Source organism: Serratia sp. HNCC26DJ244, assembly GCF_057180565.1.
In genome coordinates, this window is the sequence record NZ_JBXUGO010000019.1 from 56,326 (window position 1) to 73,180 (window position 16,855).

The 16,855-nt window shown below is 51.3% G+C and carries 17 protein-coding genes and 1 riboswitch; of the genes, 11 read left to right on the forward strand and 6 right to left on the reverse strand.

Going from position 1 to position 16,855, the window contains the following annotated elements:
• The first annotated feature begins 485 nt into the window (after positions 1 to 485).
• Positions 486 to 2,498 carry an excinuclease ABC subunit UvrB gene (gene uvrB, locus AC2A06_RS14770; RefSeq protein ID WP_023489222.1) on the forward strand — a complete coding sequence of 671 codons (2,013 nt, stop codon included), beginning with the start codon at positions 486 to 488 and terminating at the stop codon, positions 2,496 to 2,498.
• A gap of 57 nt (positions 2,499 to 2,555) precedes the next feature.
• Here the strand turns inward: uvrB and yvcK are convergent, their stop codons facing one another.
• On the reverse strand, positions 2,556 to 3,473 hold the full coding sequence (gene yvcK / locus AC2A06_RS14775; RefSeq protein ID WP_484380773.1) for a uridine diphosphate-N-acetylglucosamine-binding protein YvcK: 918 nt from the start codon (positions 3,471 to 3,473) through the stop codon (positions 2,556 to 2,558).
• Between the two features lie 263 nt (positions 3,474 to 3,736).
• Positions 3,737 to 3,878: riboswitch (molybdenum cofactor riboswitch) on the forward strand.
• On the opposite strand from yvcK, the gene moaA reads away from it, so the two are divergent.
• The 8 genes from moaA (at position 3,865) to AC2A06_RS14815 (ending at position 8,290) form a co-directional block, all read left to right on the forward strand.
• Positions 3,865 to 4,851, forward strand: a complete 987-nt coding sequence (moaA, locus tag AC2A06_RS14780) for a GTP 3',8-cyclase MoaA (RefSeq protein WP_473195681.1) — start codon at positions 3,865 to 3,867, stop codon at positions 4,849 to 4,851. It overlaps the preceding riboswitch by 14 nt.
• Before the next feature lie 63 nt (positions 4,852 to 4,914).
• Entirely contained in the window at positions 4,915 to 5,427 is a 513-nt protein-coding gene (moaB, locus tag AC2A06_RS14785; RefSeq protein ID WP_484380774.1) for a molybdenum cofactor biosynthesis protein B, read from the forward strand.
• A gap of 3 nt (positions 5,428 to 5,430) precedes the next feature.
• The gene (gene moaC / locus AC2A06_RS14790) at positions 5,431 to 5,910 is read left to right on the forward strand and encodes a cyclic pyranopterin monophosphate synthase MoaC (protein WP_023489226.1); all 480 of its coding nucleotides are present in this window, start codon (positions 5,431 to 5,433) and stop codon (positions 5,908 to 5,910) included.
• Entirely contained in the window at positions 5,907 to 6,152 is a 246-nt protein-coding gene (gene moaD, locus AC2A06_RS14795) for a molybdopterin synthase sulfur carrier subunit (protein WP_023489227.1), read from the forward strand. The genes moaC and moaD overlap by 4 nt, the downstream gene beginning before the upstream one ends.
• Positions 6,153 to 6,154: 2 nt before the next feature.
• Entirely contained in the window at positions 6,155 to 6,607 is a 453-nt protein-coding gene (gene moaE / locus AC2A06_RS14800) for a molybdopterin synthase catalytic subunit MoaE (RefSeq protein WP_484380775.1), read from the forward strand.
• A 113-nt stretch (positions 6,608 to 6,720) separates the two neighbouring features.
• Entirely contained in the window at positions 6,721 to 7,428 is a 708-nt protein-coding gene (locus AC2A06_RS14805) for a Bax inhibitor-1/YccA family protein (protein WP_484380776.1), read from the forward strand.
• A 215-nt stretch (positions 7,429 to 7,643) separates the two neighbouring features.
• Complete coding sequence (vapB, locus tag AC2A06_RS14810; RefSeq protein ID WP_484380777.1) at positions 7,644 to 7,874, forward strand: type II toxin-antitoxin system VapB family antitoxin; 231 nt, start codon at positions 7,644 to 7,646, stop codon at positions 7,872 to 7,874.
• Positions 7,871 to 8,290, forward strand: a complete 420-nt coding sequence (locus tag AC2A06_RS14815; RefSeq protein ID WP_484380778.1) for a type II toxin-antitoxin system VapC family toxin — start codon at positions 7,871 to 7,873, stop codon at positions 8,288 to 8,290. Before vapB ends, AC2A06_RS14815 begins: the two co-directional genes overlap by 4 nt.
• A 58-nt stretch (positions 8,291 to 8,348) precedes the next feature.
• Here AC2A06_RS14815 and AC2A06_RS14820 read toward each other — a convergent pair whose 3' ends face one another.
• From AC2A06_RS14820 to AC2A06_RS14840, 5 genes are read right to left on the reverse strand one after another with little or no spacing between them, the layout of a single operon-like run.
• Positions 8,349 to 9,455, reverse strand: a complete 1,107-nt coding sequence (locus AC2A06_RS14820) for an ABC transporter permease (protein WP_473195676.1) — start codon at positions 9,453 to 9,455, stop codon at positions 8,349 to 8,351.
• Between the two features lie 14 nt (positions 9,456 to 9,469).
• A complete protein-coding gene (locus tag AC2A06_RS14825) occupies positions 9,470 to 10,606 on the reverse strand; it encodes an ABC transporter permease (protein WP_473195675.1) in 1,137 nt (378 codons plus the stop codon).
• Positions 10,603 to 12,339: an ATP-binding cassette domain-containing protein gene (locus AC2A06_RS14830; RefSeq protein ID WP_484380779.1), complete on the reverse strand. Its 1,737-nt coding sequence runs from the start codon at positions 12,337 to 12,339 to the stop codon at positions 10,603 to 10,605. The genes AC2A06_RS14825 and AC2A06_RS14830 overlap by 4 nt, the downstream gene beginning before the upstream one ends.
• A gap of 9 nt (positions 12,340 to 12,348) precedes the next feature.
• A complete protein-coding gene (gene hlyD / locus AC2A06_RS14835; RefSeq protein ID WP_484380780.1) occupies positions 12,349 to 13,335 on the reverse strand; it encodes a secretion protein HlyD in 987 nt (328 codons plus the stop codon).
• A gap of 20 nt (positions 13,336 to 13,355) precedes the next feature.
• On the reverse strand, positions 13,356 to 14,078 hold the full coding sequence (locus AC2A06_RS14840; RefSeq protein WP_484380781.1) for a CerR family C-terminal domain-containing protein: 723 nt from the start codon (positions 14,076 to 14,078) through the stop codon (positions 13,356 to 13,358).
• Between the two features lie 326 nt (positions 14,079 to 14,404).
• On the opposite strand from AC2A06_RS14840, the gene rhlE reads away from it, so the two are divergent.
• Positions 14,405 to 15,760, forward strand: a complete 1,356-nt coding sequence (gene rhlE, locus AC2A06_RS14845) for an ATP-dependent RNA helicase RhlE (RefSeq protein WP_484380782.1) — start codon at positions 14,405 to 14,407, stop codon at positions 15,758 to 15,760.
• Positions 15,761 to 15,871: 111 nt separating this feature from the next.
• Entirely contained in the window at positions 15,872 to 16,801 is a 930-nt protein-coding gene (gene dusC / locus AC2A06_RS14850; RefSeq protein ID WP_484380783.1) for a tRNA dihydrouridine(16) synthase DusC, read from the forward strand.
• Positions 16,802 to 16,855 lie beyond the last annotated feature (54 nt).

Here is a 16,855-nt window from a genome sequence, read left to right on the forward strand (position 1 = left end):
TGTGAAAAAGTAACTAAAAAAATGACTGCAATGCCACTGCAAACGGAAAAGTGTCCTTTGCCTAACTCCCGCCCCTTATGGGGTACTGCGAGTTATCCACTATTCCTGTGGATAACCATGTGCATTATAGCTAGAAAAGTAGGGTAAATAGAGCAGGGGCGCGGGTTTCAACAAGGTTGCCGTTATTCTCAGCTTTTAATTAAAAGTATTTAATATCAATAAATTAACTAAAATCAAGACACTTGTTGACGGAGGGGAGTGCCGCGAGTGATTTTACGCTGCCTTGTAGTAGAAATGTTAATTTATGATATGTTCTGGGGATAACATGACGATTGACAATCAGAAAGTTCCTACCTTGTCAGTGACTGGAATGCACTTAAAGATAAATGTGTTGGAGGCTGTTTTTATATCCAGTATTATGGGTAAGTGACAGCTGATTCCTGGCGGCATGTTGTGGCCTTGGCAAATTGAAAGATGAAGGGGATATGAGCAAACATTTCAAACTGCATTCAGAATTCAAACCAGCCGGTGATCAGCCGGAAGCGATCCGCAAGCTGGAAATGGGGCTGGAAGATGGCTTGGCACACCAGACGTTGCTGGGGGTAACCGGTTCGGGCAAAACGTTCACCATTGCCAATGTGATAGCGGACCTCAACCGTCCCACCATGGTGCTGGCACCGAACAAGACGCTGGCGGCGCAGCTCTATGGTGAGATGAAAGAGTTTTTCCCCGAGAATGCAGTGGAGTATTTTGTCTCCTACTACGACTACTATCAGCCGGAAGCTTACGTACCGAGTTCTGATACCTTTATCGAGAAGGATGCCTCGGTAAACGAACATATTGAGCAAATGCGCCTGTCGGCCACCAAAGCGCTGCTTGAGCGGCGTGACGTGGTGGTGGTGGCCTCGGTTTCTGCGATCTACGGCCTGGGGGATCCTGACCTTTATCTGAAGATGATGCTGCACCTCACCAAAGGGATGATCATCGATCAACGCTCGATTCTGCGGCGGCTGGCGGAATTGCAATATACCCGTAATGATCAGGCTTTCCAGCGAGCCACCTTCCGGGTGCGTGGGGAAGTGATTGATATATTCCCTGCGGAATCCGATGAGCTGGCGTTGCGGGTGGAGTTGTTCGATGACGAGGTCGAACGTCTGTCACTGTTTGACCCGCTCACCGGTCAGGTTGAACAAACCGTACCCCGTTTCACCATCTACCCCAAATCTCACTATGTTACCCCCCGGGAACGCATTGTGCAGGCCATGGAGGAGATCAAACTGGAATTAGCACAGCGGCGCAAGGTGTTGCTGGCGAATAACAAACTGCTGGAAGAGCAGCGTTTATCGCAACGTACCCAGTTTGATTTGGAGATGATGAACGAATTGGGCTATTGCTCGGGTATTGAAAACTATTCACGTTATCTCTCTGGGCGGGGAGAAGGAGATCCTCCTCCCACGCTGTTCGACTACCTACCCGCGGACGGTTTACTGGTGGTGGACGAATCTCACGTCACCATTCCGCAAATTGGCGGCATGTACAAAGGCGATCGCTCACGCAAAGAGACTTTGGTGGAATATGGTTTTCGTTTGCCTTCAGCACTGGATAACCGGCCACTTCGTTTCGAAGAGTTTGAAGCGCTGGCACCACAGACAATCTATGTTTCTGCGACCCCGGGTAAATATGAGCTGGAAAAATCCGGCGGTGACATTATCGATCAAGTGGTGCGCCCAACCGGGTTGCTCGATCCCGTGGTGGAAGTTCGCCCGGTTACGACTCAGGTTGACGATCTGCTTTCAGAAATTCGTCTGCGTGCTGCTGTCAATGAACGGGTGCTGGTCACCACACTCACCAAGCGGATGGCGGAAGATTTAACTGACTATCTTGAAGAGCATGGTGAGCGCGTACGTTACCTGCATTCGGATATTGATACAGTGGAACGTGTAGAAATTATTCGTGATTTGCGTTTGGGGGAGTTTGATGTGCTGGTGGGCATCAACCTGCTGAGGGAAGGGCTGGACATGCCCGAAGTGTCATTGGTGGCGATCCTGGATGCGGATAAAGAAGGGTTCCTGCGTTCTGAACGTTCTTTGATTCAGACCATCGGCCGTGCGGCACGTAATCTTAATGGTAAGGCGATCCTTTACGGTGACAGAATAACCGACTCCATGGCGAAAGCGATTGGCGAAACAGAGCGTCGGCGCGTCAAACAGCAAGCCCACAACCAAGCCAATGGCATTGTGCCAACCGGGTTGAACAAAAAAATTGGCGATATTTTACAGTTGGGGCAGCCCAGTACACGGGGCAAGCACAAAGGGAAAAACAAGGCGGCAGAGAGCAGTGCGCAATATCAACATCTCACACCAAAAGCGTTGGAACAACAAATCCAGGTGCTGGAAGCCCGCATGTATACCCATGCACAGAACCTAGAGTTCGAACAGGCTGCCGCACTGCGTGATGAAATTCACCAGTTGCGCGCGCAGTTTATTGCGCTGTCGTGATTTTGCTTGCCAGCTTGACGCCGGTAGCAGGTAGCAGTTAGCCCTGCTACCGGGAGATTAACGGCGAGCCGCCAGTTGCACTAAAACCTGATCCAGCGCCTGGCGCAGTAATTGGCGATCATGGCGGTAAGGGATATCGCTGGCTTCCAGAGGCTGCTTGATGACAATGCGGTCTTGAACCTGGTCGGTATTCACTGCTGGGCCAACCACCACCGCGTCAATCATTTTACGGCCAATTTTCTCTTCCATCAGTGCCAGTTTATCTTGCAGTTTCAGGGCAGCGGCAGCCACACTGAGTTCCCGCCCCAGATTACCGATGTAAACCATATTGGCACTACTGCGCCGTAAGGCTTGTGTCAGTTCATCAAGCAGCAATAGCGGCATCAGGCTGGTGAGAAAACTACCGGGGCCAATCAGGATCAAATCTGCTTGCGCGATGGCTTCTACCGCTTCGCGTGTGGCATGTACCGGGGGGGAGAGCAGTAACTCTTGTGGCATCTGAGTCAGTTGGTCAATATTGACTTCACCATACACTGGGTGGCCTTCATGGTCATTGGCCATGAGATCTACCGGTTGCTCTGACATGGGGATTAACGCGGCATCCACCCTTAACAGGTTGCGCACCAGATTAATCGCCTCCAATGGACGCACGCTAAGGTGATCGAGGGATTTTAGCATCAAATTCCCTAGGTTATGACCAGCCAATTCGCCATTACCACTGAAACGATACTCAAACATGGCTGACGCGATACTCGGCTCGGTAATCAGTTGATTGAGGCAGTTACGCGTATCTCCCCAGGCAATCCCCCCTTCAGAACGACGGATACGACCAGTGGACCCGCCATTATCCGTGGTGGTGACGATACCGGTTAAGCGGGAGCCTAATGACGACAACGCTGACATGACACGGCCAAGACCATGACCACCACCGAGTGCCACGACTCTGTCAAGATCAGCGAGGGTACGGTTACGCATAAAACTCCTTAGCTCTGGGGAGAGAAACAACCTGCATAGGGTAGCGGATTTGGCTGCAAAACACGATCTAGAGTGCGATTTGCGTGATTCCGGTCAATTCATCCTGCTAACAACCGGTTATGATGATTATCAGTGTTTGGGAAGCTAAAAAAGCGTTGTGTAAACAGCTATATATCGAAATTACTCATTGGTATCACCGCTGTTTAGCGCTAGAATCCTGAAAAAACCACGGTTTCGTTCCAGTTATTTTTGCAGTTAATGGAAGGGAACTCAAACTCCTAGCCTTGCTACCTAAGTTGTTTTACACGCAATAAGGTATCTTGGCCGTGGCGATGTCAGCCACCAGGGTGCAGAGTGGAAACGCTCGCATCTCCCGTATTTGGAAGGTGTTATGGTACCGCAACTTATAGATGCTTTTGAGCGCAAATTTTACTATTTGCGTCTGTCGATCACCGATGTATGCAACTTTCGTTGCACTTACTGCTTGCCCGAGGGTTATAAACCCAGTGGTAGCCCAAAAACATTCCTTTCTTTAGATGAGATCCGCCGTGTCAGCCGTGTATTCGCTGAGTTGGGGACTGAAAAAGTCCGCCTGACAGGGGGCGAACCCTCTTTACGCCGTGATTTTACCGAGATCATCGCCGCTGTGCGTGAAAACCCGGCAATTCGCACCTTGGCGGTAACTACCAATGGTTACCGTTTGGCGCGTGATGTGGCGAGTTGGCGTGATGCCGGCCTCACGGCAATTAATGTCAGTGTTGATAGCCTTGACCCGCGTCAGTTCCAGGCAATTACCGGTCAGGACAAGTTTCGCCAGGTGATGGATGGCATTGATGCCGCCTTTGCAGCGGGTTACCAGCGGGTAAAAGTGAATACCGTGCTGATGCGCGATATTAATCACCAAAAGTTGGCCAGTTTCCTTGCTTGGATCAAAGATCGGCCGATCCAACTGCGGTTTATTGAATTAATGGAAACCGGCGAAGGTAGCCAGTTGTTCCGCCAGCGCCATATTTCCGGCGCTATCATCCGCCAGCAACTGCAGCAACAGGGATGGCAGCAACAGCCAAGGGGCACTCATGATGGCCCAGCTCAGGTCTTTAGCCATCCCGATTATCAGGGTGAAATTGGCTTGATCATGCCCTATGAAAAAGATTTCTGTACTACCTGTAACCGCCTGCGGGTTTCAGCCATTGGCAATCTGCATTTGTGCTTATTTGGTGAACAAGGTATCCCGCTGCGTGATTTGTTGGCCGATGACAGCCAACTGACTCAGTTGAAAATGCGCATTCACAGTGGTTTGCAAGCCAAAAAACAGAGTCACTTCCTGCATCAGGGTAACAGCGGTATCACACCGAATTTATCGTTTATTGGCGGTTGAACGCCACCTAAGCTCAAGTTGATTTAACATGCAGCGTATTTACGTCAGGGGAGCAAACTCGCCATGAGCCAGGTCAGTAGTGAATTCATTCCGGCAAACATTGCCATTCTCACCGTTACCGACCGCCGCACTGAAGCGGAAGATACCTCCGGTCAATATCTACAGGAAGCCGCAGAACAGGCGGGGCATCACGTGGTAACGCGTGCCTTGGTGAAAGACAATATCTACCAGATCCGTGCGCTGGTGAGTGTGTGGATTGCCAGCGACGAAGTGCAGGTGGTGTTGATCAATGGCGGCACCGGCTTTACGGGGGGCGACAATACCCCCGAGGCGTTAGTGCCCCTGTTTGATCGCCAGGTAGAAGGGTTTGGCGAACTGTTCCGCGCGCTCTCATTTGAAGAGATTGGCACGGCGGCGATTCAGTCGCGTGCATTGGCGGGGATGGCCAACAATACGGTAATTTTCGCCATGCCGGGTTCCACTCGTGCCTGCCGTACTGCTTGGCAACGCATCATTGCTGAGCAGTTGGACGCACGCCATCGCCCATGTAATTTTTTACCCCATTTGAAGAAGTAATTTATGACGCAGTTAACACATATTAATGCTGCTGGTGAAGCGCATATGGTGGATGTTTCAGCCAAAGCGGAGACGGTGCGCGAAGCCCGTGCCGAGGCCTATGTTGAAATGCAGGCCGCCACGCTGGCGATGATTGTTGATGGACGCCACCATAAAGGGGACGTATTTGCTACCGCCCGTATTGCCGCCATTCAGGCAGCGAAGCGTACCTGGGAACTGATCCCCCTGTGTCATCCGCTGATGTTGAGTAAGGTCGAGGTCCAGCTTGAGGCCCAGGTGGAGTTTAATCGTGTGCGTATTGAAACCTGCTGCCGTTTGACCGGGAAAACCGGGGTAGAAATGGAAGCGCTGACGGCGGCATCTGTAGCGGCGTTGACTATCTATGATATGTGCAAAGCGGTGCAAAAAGACATGGTGATTGGCCCGGTGCGGTTGCTGACGAAAAGTGGCGGTAAATCCGGTGATTTTAAGGCGGGAGCATGATTAACATTCTGTTTTTTGCTCAGGTCCGGGAACTGGTGGGCACCAGTACGCTGAGTGTACCTGCGCAATACACTACGGTGGAAGACCTGCGTCAGTCGTTATGTGAACGTGGTGAGCGTTGGGCTTTGGCCCTTGAGCCTGGCAAATTATTAACGGCGGTTAATCAGTCGCTGGTGGGCCCGGAACACCCGTTGAAAGCTGGGGATGAAGTGGCTTTCTTCCCGCCGGTTACCGGGGGTTAACAATGGACAATACGCGTATCCGTGTGGGCACTGCACCCTTTAGTGTCGGCGAAGAGTACCCATGGTTGGCCGAGTGTAATGATGATGGTGCCGTTGTCACCTTTACGGGCAAGGTGCGTAATCATAACCTCGGCGATCAGGTGAGCGCTTTGTCGCTGGAACATTACCCTGGCATGACAGAAAAGGCGCTGGGCGAGATTGTGGTTCAAGCTCGTTCTCGCTGGTCATTGCAGCGAGTAACGGTAATCCACCGGGTGGGTGATCTGTTCCCCGGCGATGAAATTGTGTTTGTTGGGGTGAGTGGCGCACACCGCAGTGAAGCGTTTGATGCCGCTGAGTTTATTATGGATTATTTGAAAACGCGTGCACCTTTCTGGAAACGTGAGGCGACCGGGCAGGGGGAGCGCTGGGTAGAAGCCCGTGACTCCGATCAACAGGCTGCTAAGCGCTGGTAATTGAGTGTGCCATAAGCAAAATATACCTGGCTGATGCTGGTTTAGTGTTGCAATTTCTGTGATACGCTTATCAATGACCGGGGATATTCCCCATAACTTTAAAGGTAACCGTCATGGACCGATATCCACGTAATGGTTCAATTGTTGAACGTGCCAACAGTGGCATTCAGGCTTATATGGCGCAAGTCTATGGCTGGATGACCTGTGGTTTGCTGTTAACGGCGTTTGTTGCTTGGTATGCAGCAAGTACGCCAGCAATTATCAGTTTTATCTTTTCAAGTCAGCTCACTTTCTTTGGTCTGGTTATCGCGCAACTCGCGTTGGTGTTTGTTATTTCCGGCATGGTTAATCGCTTGAGTGGGTCCATGGCCACCGGGCTGTTTATGCTCTATTCGGCATTAACCGGGTTAACATTGTCGATGATTCTGTTGCAATATACCGGCGAGTCGATAGCAGTAACGTTTGTAGTCACCGCCGGTATGTTTGGTGCCATGAGCCTATATGGCTATACCACTAAGCGTGATCTGAGCGGTTTGGGCAGCATGCTGTTTATGGGGTTGATCGGCATTATTCTGGCTTCCTTGGTTAATATCTGGCTGAAAAGCCCGGCATTGATGTGGGCGGTCACCTATATTGGCGTGTTGATCTTTGTCGGCCTGACTGCTTATGACACGCAAAAATTGAAAGCGTTGGGTGAACAGTTGAATCCGGATGATAGAGATAACTTCCGTAAGTACTCCATTGTGGGTGCATTAACCCTGTACCTGGATTTTATCAACCTGTTCCTGATGTTATTGCGTATTTTCGGCAATCGCCGCTAATGCTCACCGAAGGCGCTGCGCGCAGCGCCTTATCCTCTTATCTTTCCCGCAGCGTAGATCAGCACTAACCGCATAATTCCCGTTGTTACCTTTTTAACCTGTCCTAGGTGTACAGAGGTCAATCGTCAGCATATACTATACCTATGCATATGTTAGGCATCTGCACCTAGATCACGCATTCACTGGCAATAACGCCCATAGGGCAGGAGAGGAAAATGCGAACAGTATCTGTATTTAGAAATGGTAATAACCGAGCTATTCGTCTTCCCCGCGATCTGGATTTTGAAGGCGTTAACGAGTTGGAGATTATCCGTGAAGGGGACGCTATTATCTTACGACCAGTCAGACCGACCTGGAGTTCGTTGTCGCAGGAAGAAACTGCCGACTCAGACTTTATGGCGGAGCGTGAGGATATTATCAGTGACGAAGGACGCACTGTGTTATGAGTAGAACCTACATGTTGGATACCAACATTTGCTCTTTTATCATGCGCGAGCAACCGAAGTTACTTTTGCAACGTCTTGAACAGACGGTGCTGCGGCGTCACCGCATTGTGGTATCGGCCATTACCTATGCTGAAATGCGCTTTGGCGCTATCGGCAAAAAAGCGTCTCCTCGTCATATAAAACTGGTTGATGCCTTTTGTGCCCGCCTTGATGCGGTGCTGCCGTGGGACCAGGCTGCCGTTGATGCCACCACGGAGGTCAAGACCGTATTGGCAGCAGCGGGAAAGCCGATTGGGCCCAATGACACGGCGATTGCCGGACATGCATTGGCCGTGGAGGCTATCCTGGTGACCAATAATAAGCGTGAATTTGAGCGAGTTCCGGGGCTGACTATTGAAGACTGGAGCCAGCATTAACCCCTGTTATTCCCTTCATGCTTTAAATCTTGTTGCGCTTGTCGCTAATGCTCCTGTGTTACGTAATTTTGCGCCGGAATAGGGCGTAGGCACCACTGCCAGTGGTGGCGGTGATCACCAAAAGTGGCCATAAGCTATGCCAGATAATGGAAAAGCTGGCATCTTTCAGATAGATCTGTTTGGTGATGTCGGTGAAGTGCCGGATAGGGTTTACCCAGGTGAAATGTTGCAGCCAAATGGGCATATTCTCCACCGGCGAGACATAACCGGAAAGCAGTATGGCTGGCATCATAAAGACAAACACTCCGATAAATGCCTGCTGTTGTGTGGCACACAGTGAAGAAATCAGCAGCCCGAACCCCACCAGTGAAAGCCCGTAAACCAGCATAGTGGCGTAAAACAGCAGTAGTGAACCAGCGAACGGGATTTGGTAGGCAAAGATCCCAATAAGCAGCACGATAGAAGCCTGGAAGGTGGCCACAACTAGTGCGGGTACTGCTTTGCCGATAAAAATCTGCCAAGTGGTTAATGGGGAAACCAGCAACTGCTCCAATGTACCTTGCTCACGTTCACGCGCCACTGACAGTGAAGTAACGATCATCACGCCAATGGTGGTGATCATGGCGATTAATGAAGGTACCACGAACCATTTGTAATCCAGATTCGGGTTGTACCAGTTACGCACCACCAATTCGCTGTTATTGGGTTTGAGCTGTGAACCGAGCAATTCATTCTGATAATTTTGCACAATCTGCTGCACATAGTTAGCAGCAATTTGCGCACTGTTAGAGTTACGCCCATCCAGGATCAACTGCAGTGATGCTGAATGGCCATTGGCGATGTTGCGCGAGAAATCCGCAGGAAAACGCACCAGCAACAGCGCCTGTTGGTTGTCGATGGTAGTTCTGATCTGCTGAGGATTACGTAGCAACAAAACCTGAGAAAAGGCTTGGGTTTTGGCTAAGCGCTGAGTCAGTTCAATGGAGTGAGGGCCACTGTCTTCACTGTAGACGGCGATAGTGGCATTAGTCACTTCCAGCGTGGCGGCGAAGGGGAATAACAACACCTGCAGCAGCACGGGCATCACCAGAATGGCCCGTGTTTGCGGGTCGCGTAGCAGTGATTGCATTTCTTTGACGATCAACGTCCACAGACGGTGAAACATAGCTCTCATTCTCCTTAATCTAACCGCCGCCGGGTTTTCCAGGCTGTCAGGCCGATAAACACCGTGGCAGAGGCGATCAAAAACAGCAGATTAATCATCAATACCGTGGTGATATTGCCTGCCAGGAACAGCGTTTGCAGTGTGCTGACAAAGTAACGAGCAGGAATGATGTAGGTCACCATGCGCACTACCGCAGGCATACTGTCGATCTCGAAAATAAAGCCGGAGAGCATAATCGAAGGTAGAAAAGCGGCATTCAAGGCCACCATGGCGGCATTAAACTGGTTACGGGTAATGGTGGAGATTAATAACCCCATGCCGAGCGTGCTGGCCAGAAACAGGCTGCTGATCAGGAACAACATCAGCAGTGACCCGCGGAATGGTACCCCCAGCACAAACACCGCCACCACCATGCACAGCACCATGGCCCCCATCCCCAGAAAATAGTAAGGAACTAGTTTGGAGAGTAGCAATTCACTGCGCGTCACCTGAGTTGAAAGCAACGCTTCCATGGTGCCGCGTTCCCATTCGCGGGCAATGACCAGTGAAGTCAGAATCGCCCCGATCACCGTCATAATAATGGTAATGGCGCCGGGAATAATAAAGTGCTGGCTAATGGCCGCCGGATTAAACCAGAAACGCATCTGAATATCGATCAGCGGCTGGGTAGTCTGCCCTTGGTCACTGGCGCGTTGCTGCTGCCAGATTTGCCAGACCCCCTGGGTATATCCTTGTACAAAGTTGGCCGTATTGGGTTCACTACCATCAGTAATCACTTGTAGCGGCGCTGGGTCGGTGGGGCGTGCCAGATGCTCGGCAAAATCGTTGGGGATCACCACTAGGCCACGGATAGTGCCCGCCTGCATCATTTGAATTAACTGTTGTCGGTTATCGCTGATCGTCGGTTGAATATAGGGTGACCCGGCAAAAGCATTCGCCAGATCACGGGCATCAGCACTTTGTTGTTCCATCAGGATCCCCAGCCGTAATTTGCTGGAATCCAGGTTGATACCATAGCCAAAGATAAATAACAGCATCAAGGGAATAACAACGGCAATCAGCCCGCTACTGGGATCGCGCAATATTTGCCGGGTTTCTTTGAGGCACAGGGCCCGCAAGCGTCGCCAGGAAAAAGCGCTTTGATTATTCATGCGGTTGCCTCCTGATCATAATCTTGCACCAGGGTGATGAACGTCTGTTCCATTGAGGGGTTGGGGTTATCAGTGCTGGCGACCTGCTGTTTTAGAGCGTCAGGTGTGCCAGCGGCGATAATTTTGCCGTGATAGACCAACCCAATGCGGTCACAGTATTCAGCCTCATCCATAAAGTGGGTGGTGACCATCACGGTGACGCCTTTATCCACCATGCCATTAATATGCAGCCAAAATTCACGCCGGGTCAGTGGATCAACACCCGAGGTGGGTTCATCAAGAAATAGAATATCCGGTTCGTGCATTAAGGCGCAGGCCAAGGCCAGGCGCTGTTTAAAACCCAGGGGTAATGAATCAGGTGTTTGTTTGAGGATCGGACCAAAATTGAATGCTGCCGACATGGCGTTGATTTTATCCCGCTGTTGCTGGCCACTCAGCCCGTAGACACCGGAGAAAAACTTCAGGTTTTGTGCCACGGTGAGGTTACCGTACAGCGAAAATTTTTGTGCCATATAACCGAGATGCTGCCGCGCCTTACCTGAGCTGGTTTTCAAATCCAGACCTAGCACCAGGGCTTTACCTGAGCTGGGGACCAGCAAGCCACACATCATTTTAAAGGTGGTGGATTTACCTGCGCCGTTAGGGCCGAGCAGACCAAATATTTCACCACGCTTTACTTTAAAATTTACCTGGTCGGTGGCGATGAAGTCACCAAATTTTTTGGTCAGCTCCTGCGCTTCAATCACTGTTTCTGAATGGTTACCCGCCACTGTAGGCATGATCTCAGCCAATGCGGATTGACTGTTTGGGCCGCCACCCAGCAGATCGATAAATGCATCTTCAAAGCGGGGTTCGGTTTCATATAATTCTGCGTTGGGGATCGCCAATGCTTGTAAAATAGGCTGGTGCTGCTGCCCAGGTTTAACGATAAGCCGCAGATACTTCCCCTGGATCACCCCATCGCTGACAGCGGGTAAACAGACGGCCCGTTGCAATAGGGCGCGGTGGCTGCCAGTTGGGGCGGCAATTAATATTGTGCGCCCGGCCATACGCTGGGTCAGTTCTTGTGGGGCGCCACTGAACAGCAGTTTCCCTTGGTTCATCAACAATACGTCTCGGCACTGTTCGGCTTCATCCAGGTAAGAGGTGCTCCAGAGGATCAACATGCCGTCGTTGGCCAACTCATGCACCATACGCCACAATTCACGGCGAGAAATCGGGTCAACACCCACGCCCGGTTCATCCAGCAGCAACACCTGCGGTTGCCCCACCAGGGTACAGGCTAACCCCAGCTTCTGTTTCATCCCGCCGGAAAGTTTGCCCGCCAACCGCTCGGTAAAGTGGGTCAAATCAGTAAATGTCAGCAACTGGTCAAAAGTTTGTTTGCGCAAAGTACCAGTGACGCCCCGCAGGTCAGCGTAGAGTGTCAGGTTTTCCATCACACTCAGATCCTCATACAAGCCAAATTTCTGCGGCATATAACCGAGAATGGCATGTAACTGACGATCTTGAGTAATAGGGTCCAGCCCGGCAACGGTCAGTTTACCGCTGCTGGGTTTTAGCAAGCCCGCCAGCATCCGCAGCAGGGTGGTTTTACCCGCACCGTCCGGGCCAACCAATCCAGTGACTGAACCACTGCGCAAAGTGGCTGTCAGGCTGGCTACTGCTGGTTTTTCCAATGACGGGAAGCGTTTTTCCACCCCTTCCAGTTCAATTGTCTGTCCCTGTGTCATCACGCTTCCTTACGGTTGTGAAAAACGCACGGTAACTGGCATCCCTTGGCGCAATGCCTCATCGGCATCGGTAATGATGATCCGTAGGCGATACACCAGATCAGTGCGCAGATCCGCTGTTTCTACGCTTTTAGGGGTAAATTCTGCCGTAGGGGAAACAAAGCCGATTTTGCCGTGATAAGGTTTGCTGGGTTGGCCGTCGGTATAAACCCAGACTTCACTGCCCGGAACGGCTTTGCCCAGGCTGGTTTCATTGATATAGGCACGTACCCATACCGGGTGCGTTAGCGATAACGTCAATACGGTGCTCCCGGCATTGAGCATGGTGCCCGGCTCTACCGCCCGCGTCATCACAGTACCGGCTGAGGAGGATAGCAGGGTAGTATCCTGTAGATTCAACTGAGCCTGCGCTAAAGCTGCTTCGGCTTGAGCCAGGTTGGCTTTGGCCTCATCAATCTGTTGTGGGCGATTACCCTTGAGATATTGCGCCAGTTTATCTTTTGCTGCTTGCAGATTGGCTTGTGCCTGATTACGTGAGGTGCGTGCATCTTCCAGTGCATCGGCCGAGGTGGCCTTTTTCGCCCATAATCCCTGTTGCCGTTGGTAGAAACTGTCGGCATAGCTAAAGGCGGCGAGCAACTGGGCAACTTGCGAACGGACCTGGGCTATTTCTTCATCACGGTAGCCCGCTTGCAACAACGCCAGGTTAGCACTGGCACTGTCCACATTCGCCTGTGCCTGCTGCAAGGCATTGCGATAAGGGGCATCATCCAACTTGCCCAGTAATTGCCCTGGCTGTACCGGGTCCCCTTCATCCACTGCCAGCGTAGCTAACCGCCCGTTAACGCGGAAACCCAGGTTAACGGTGCGAATATCGACATTGCCATACAGCGTCAGCGGTTTTGCTTGCTGCTGTTGGTAATACCAGAATCCATAGGCTGCAGCGGCAATCAAAATCACTGCCGCCCCGAGGATAGTCATTCTCTTCTTATTCATAATACGCCCTGCCAGAGTGTTTATGTTGTGACGTGTAACAGCGGGTCTGTACCGTAACGCTGGTACAACCCATCCACCAGGATCTCAATATGCTCGGCCAGCATAACGTCTATCTGTGTTGCCTCTTCTGCACCTATCTGTTGCCAATTTGCCTGGCGTAGCAGGGTTTCCCTAGCGACCCGAAACACCAGCACCTCGCCAATCAAGGCATGGGTATGCAGCACTATTTTTGTCGAGTGCGGATCAAGACCGGTACAGCCAGCTAACAGGCGGCACAAGGTATGGTGTAGTGGTGCGATCACCTGTTGGTGGATCAGTGGATAGGCCTCGGTAGGGGACAACTGCTCATAAGACATAATTTTGCTGATATTGAGGGTTTGTGGTTGCGTCATCAGTGTACTGAAAGCCAGTAACCCCACTTTGAGATGATACAGATGATGTTCCGGTTGGCGTTGTTCTGGGGGGAGCAACCAGAAGCGCTCTACGTCTTCCGTTTGTTGGCGAAAGTTTTGTTGAATAAAGTCGGCAATCCATTGGGCGACGGCGAGGTATAACCCTTCTTTGGAATTGAAGTAATAGGTGATTGCGGCGATGTTTTGCCCAGCTCGCAGGGCAATTTCCCGTGTCGTTGCACCCGAGAGGCCATACTCGCCAAACACTTCAATCGCGGCGTTGATCAACTGCTGGCGCGCCTGTTCACCACGGGGCGAGTTGCTTGAGGGGGGATTTTTTATTGATGACATCAGCGTACCGGTCAAAGTTAATCAATCATATGATTAACTTTATGCTTAAAGAGATAGCCTGTAAATAGGTGGGATAATTATTGTTACGCAACCGGACGTTGCTACGGTAACAGGCAATTTGTTAGGTAAAATTATTTTTCTTGCAGGATATCTGTTACACTGCGTCGCTTGGTGCACTGCAGTTTGTGCCAATTCCTCGAGGTCATGCTGAAAATAGGCTGCACAACATGCGTGCGCACTTCCTTATGCCCCGTCTGATTAATCCTCCCTGGAAACTGCACCGAACTTTAGTTTAGGTTAGGGGGGATCTGGAGTTTTTCTCTACTATGTCATTTGAAACACTCGGCTTAAGTGCTGAAATTTTGCGCGCTGTTGAAGAGCAGGGCTACCGTGAACCTACCCCTATTCAACGCCAGGCTATCCCGGTGGTATTACAAGGCCGTGATCTGATGGCTAGCGCCCAGACCGGTACCGGTAAGACTGCGGGTTTTACCCTGCCGTTATTACAGTTACTCAGCAGCCATGATCATCCGGCTAAAGGCCGCCGCCCGGTACGGGCGCTGATCCTGACGCCAACCCGTGAGCTGGCCGCTCAGATTGGCGAGAATGTTGAATCATACAGCAAACATTTACGCCTGCGTTCGCTGGTGGTATTTGGTGGGGTGAGCATCAACCCGCAGATGATGAAACTGCGTGGTGGTGTCGACATTCTGGTGGCAACACCGGGCCGCCTGCTGGATCTGGAGCACCAGAACGCGGTTGACCTGTCTAAAATTGAAATTCTGGTGCTGGATGAAGCTGACCGCATGCTGGATATGGGCTTTATCCATGATATCCGCCGTGTCTTGGCCAAGCTGCCAGTCAAGCGCCAGAATCTGCTCTTTTCTGCCACCTTCTCTGACGAGATTAAGGCACTGGCCAGCAAATTGTTGCACAACCCGGCCTCTGTTGAAGTGGCACGCCGTAATACCGCTTCTGAGCAGATTGAACAAAGCGTTCACTTTGTCGATAAGAAGCGCAAGCGGGAACTGCTCTCCCAGATGATTGGCGAAGGTGACTGGAAACAGGTATTGGTATTTAACCGTACCAAACATGGTGCCAACCATCTGGCTGAACAATTGAATAAAGATGGTATCACCGCAGCGGCGATTCATGGCAACAAAAGCCAAGGTGCTCGCACCCGAGCACTGGCAGATTTTAAAGCGGGTAAGATTCGCGTGTTGGTGGCCACTGATATTGCTGCCCGTGGCTTGGATATCGATCAGTTGCCTCATGTGGTGAACTACGAACTGCCTAACGTACCGGAAGATTATGTACACCGTATTGGCCGTACTGGGCGAGCGGAACGCACGGGTGAGGCTATCTCACTGGTCTGTGTGGATGAACACAAACTTTTGCGTGATATTGAACGCTTGCTGAAGCGTGAAATTCCACGTATTGCGTTGCCGGGCTATGAAGTAGACCCTAGCATCAAAGCTGAGCCGATCATCAATGGTCGTCAGGCCAGAGGCGGCGGTGCACCACGCGGTCATAATGGTACTCCACGCAGTTCTGGTGGTGCTCAGCGTAGTGGTGCTGGGCAACGTGAAAATCGTGGTGGTCAAGGTCGCCCACAAGGTGAAGGTAAACCGCGTTCAGGTGCTCCTATGCGCCGCTCTGGTAATCGCAAACCTACAGAATGATAACCGTTTTCAAGCTGCAGCCAACACCGCTGCAGCTTGATGACAGGTTTACACTTGCCTGCTCAGCCTTCTTCCCCGTATTATTGCGCCTCTTTTAAAGCAGGGGATGGTATGCGCGTTTTATTGGCTCCGATGGAAGGAGTACTCGACTCTCTGGTACGGGAATTACTCACCGAGGTGAACGATTACGACCTCTGTATCACCGAATTTTTGCGGGTGGTCGATCAACGTCTACCGGCTAAAGTCTTCTATCGCTTATGCCCAGAACTGTATCATGCCAGCCACACCGCATCAGGCACGCCGGTGCGCGTACAACTGCTTGGTCAATACCCTGAGTGGTTGGCGGAAAATGCCGCTCTAGCGGTTGAGTTAGGCTCTTATGGTATTGATTTAAATTGTGGTTGCCCCTCCAGACATGTCAATGGCAGCGGCGGCGGTGCCACCTTGCTTAAAGATCCTGAACTGATTTATCAAGGGGCTAAAGCCATCCGGGCAGCGGTACCTGTGGAACTGCCCGTCACGGTAAAAGTACGTTTAGGCTGGGATTCAGACGCTCATTGCTTTGAAATCGCTGACGCGGTGCAACAAGCGGGTGCTGACGAAATTACCGTACATGGCCGCACCAAGGAAGATGGCTATAAAGCCGAGCGTATCAACTGGCAGAAGATTGGCGAGATCCGCCAGCGTCTGACGATTCCGGTGATTGCCAACGGCGAAATTTGGGATCACCAAAGTGCCCAGGCATGTCGGCAAGCCAGTGGATGTGATGCGCTGATGGTAGGGCGCGGGGCGCTGAATATTCCCAACCTAAGCCGGGTGATTAAATATAATCATCCCCCGATGCCTTGGCCGCAGGTCACACAGTTACTGCAAAAATATCTGGCGCTGGAAAATCCGGGTAGCCATGGCTTGTACCATGTAGCACGGATCAAGCAGTGGGTGAATTATCTGCGCAAGGAATATCAGGAAGCCAGCGAACTGTTTACCGAAATACGCACACTGAAAAATGCTCAGGATATTGCACGAGCGATTTGCCATTAATGCAGTGTGGTGGCAAATTGGTTATGTTGTTTTTGCTGCTTTATTTTATCTTGC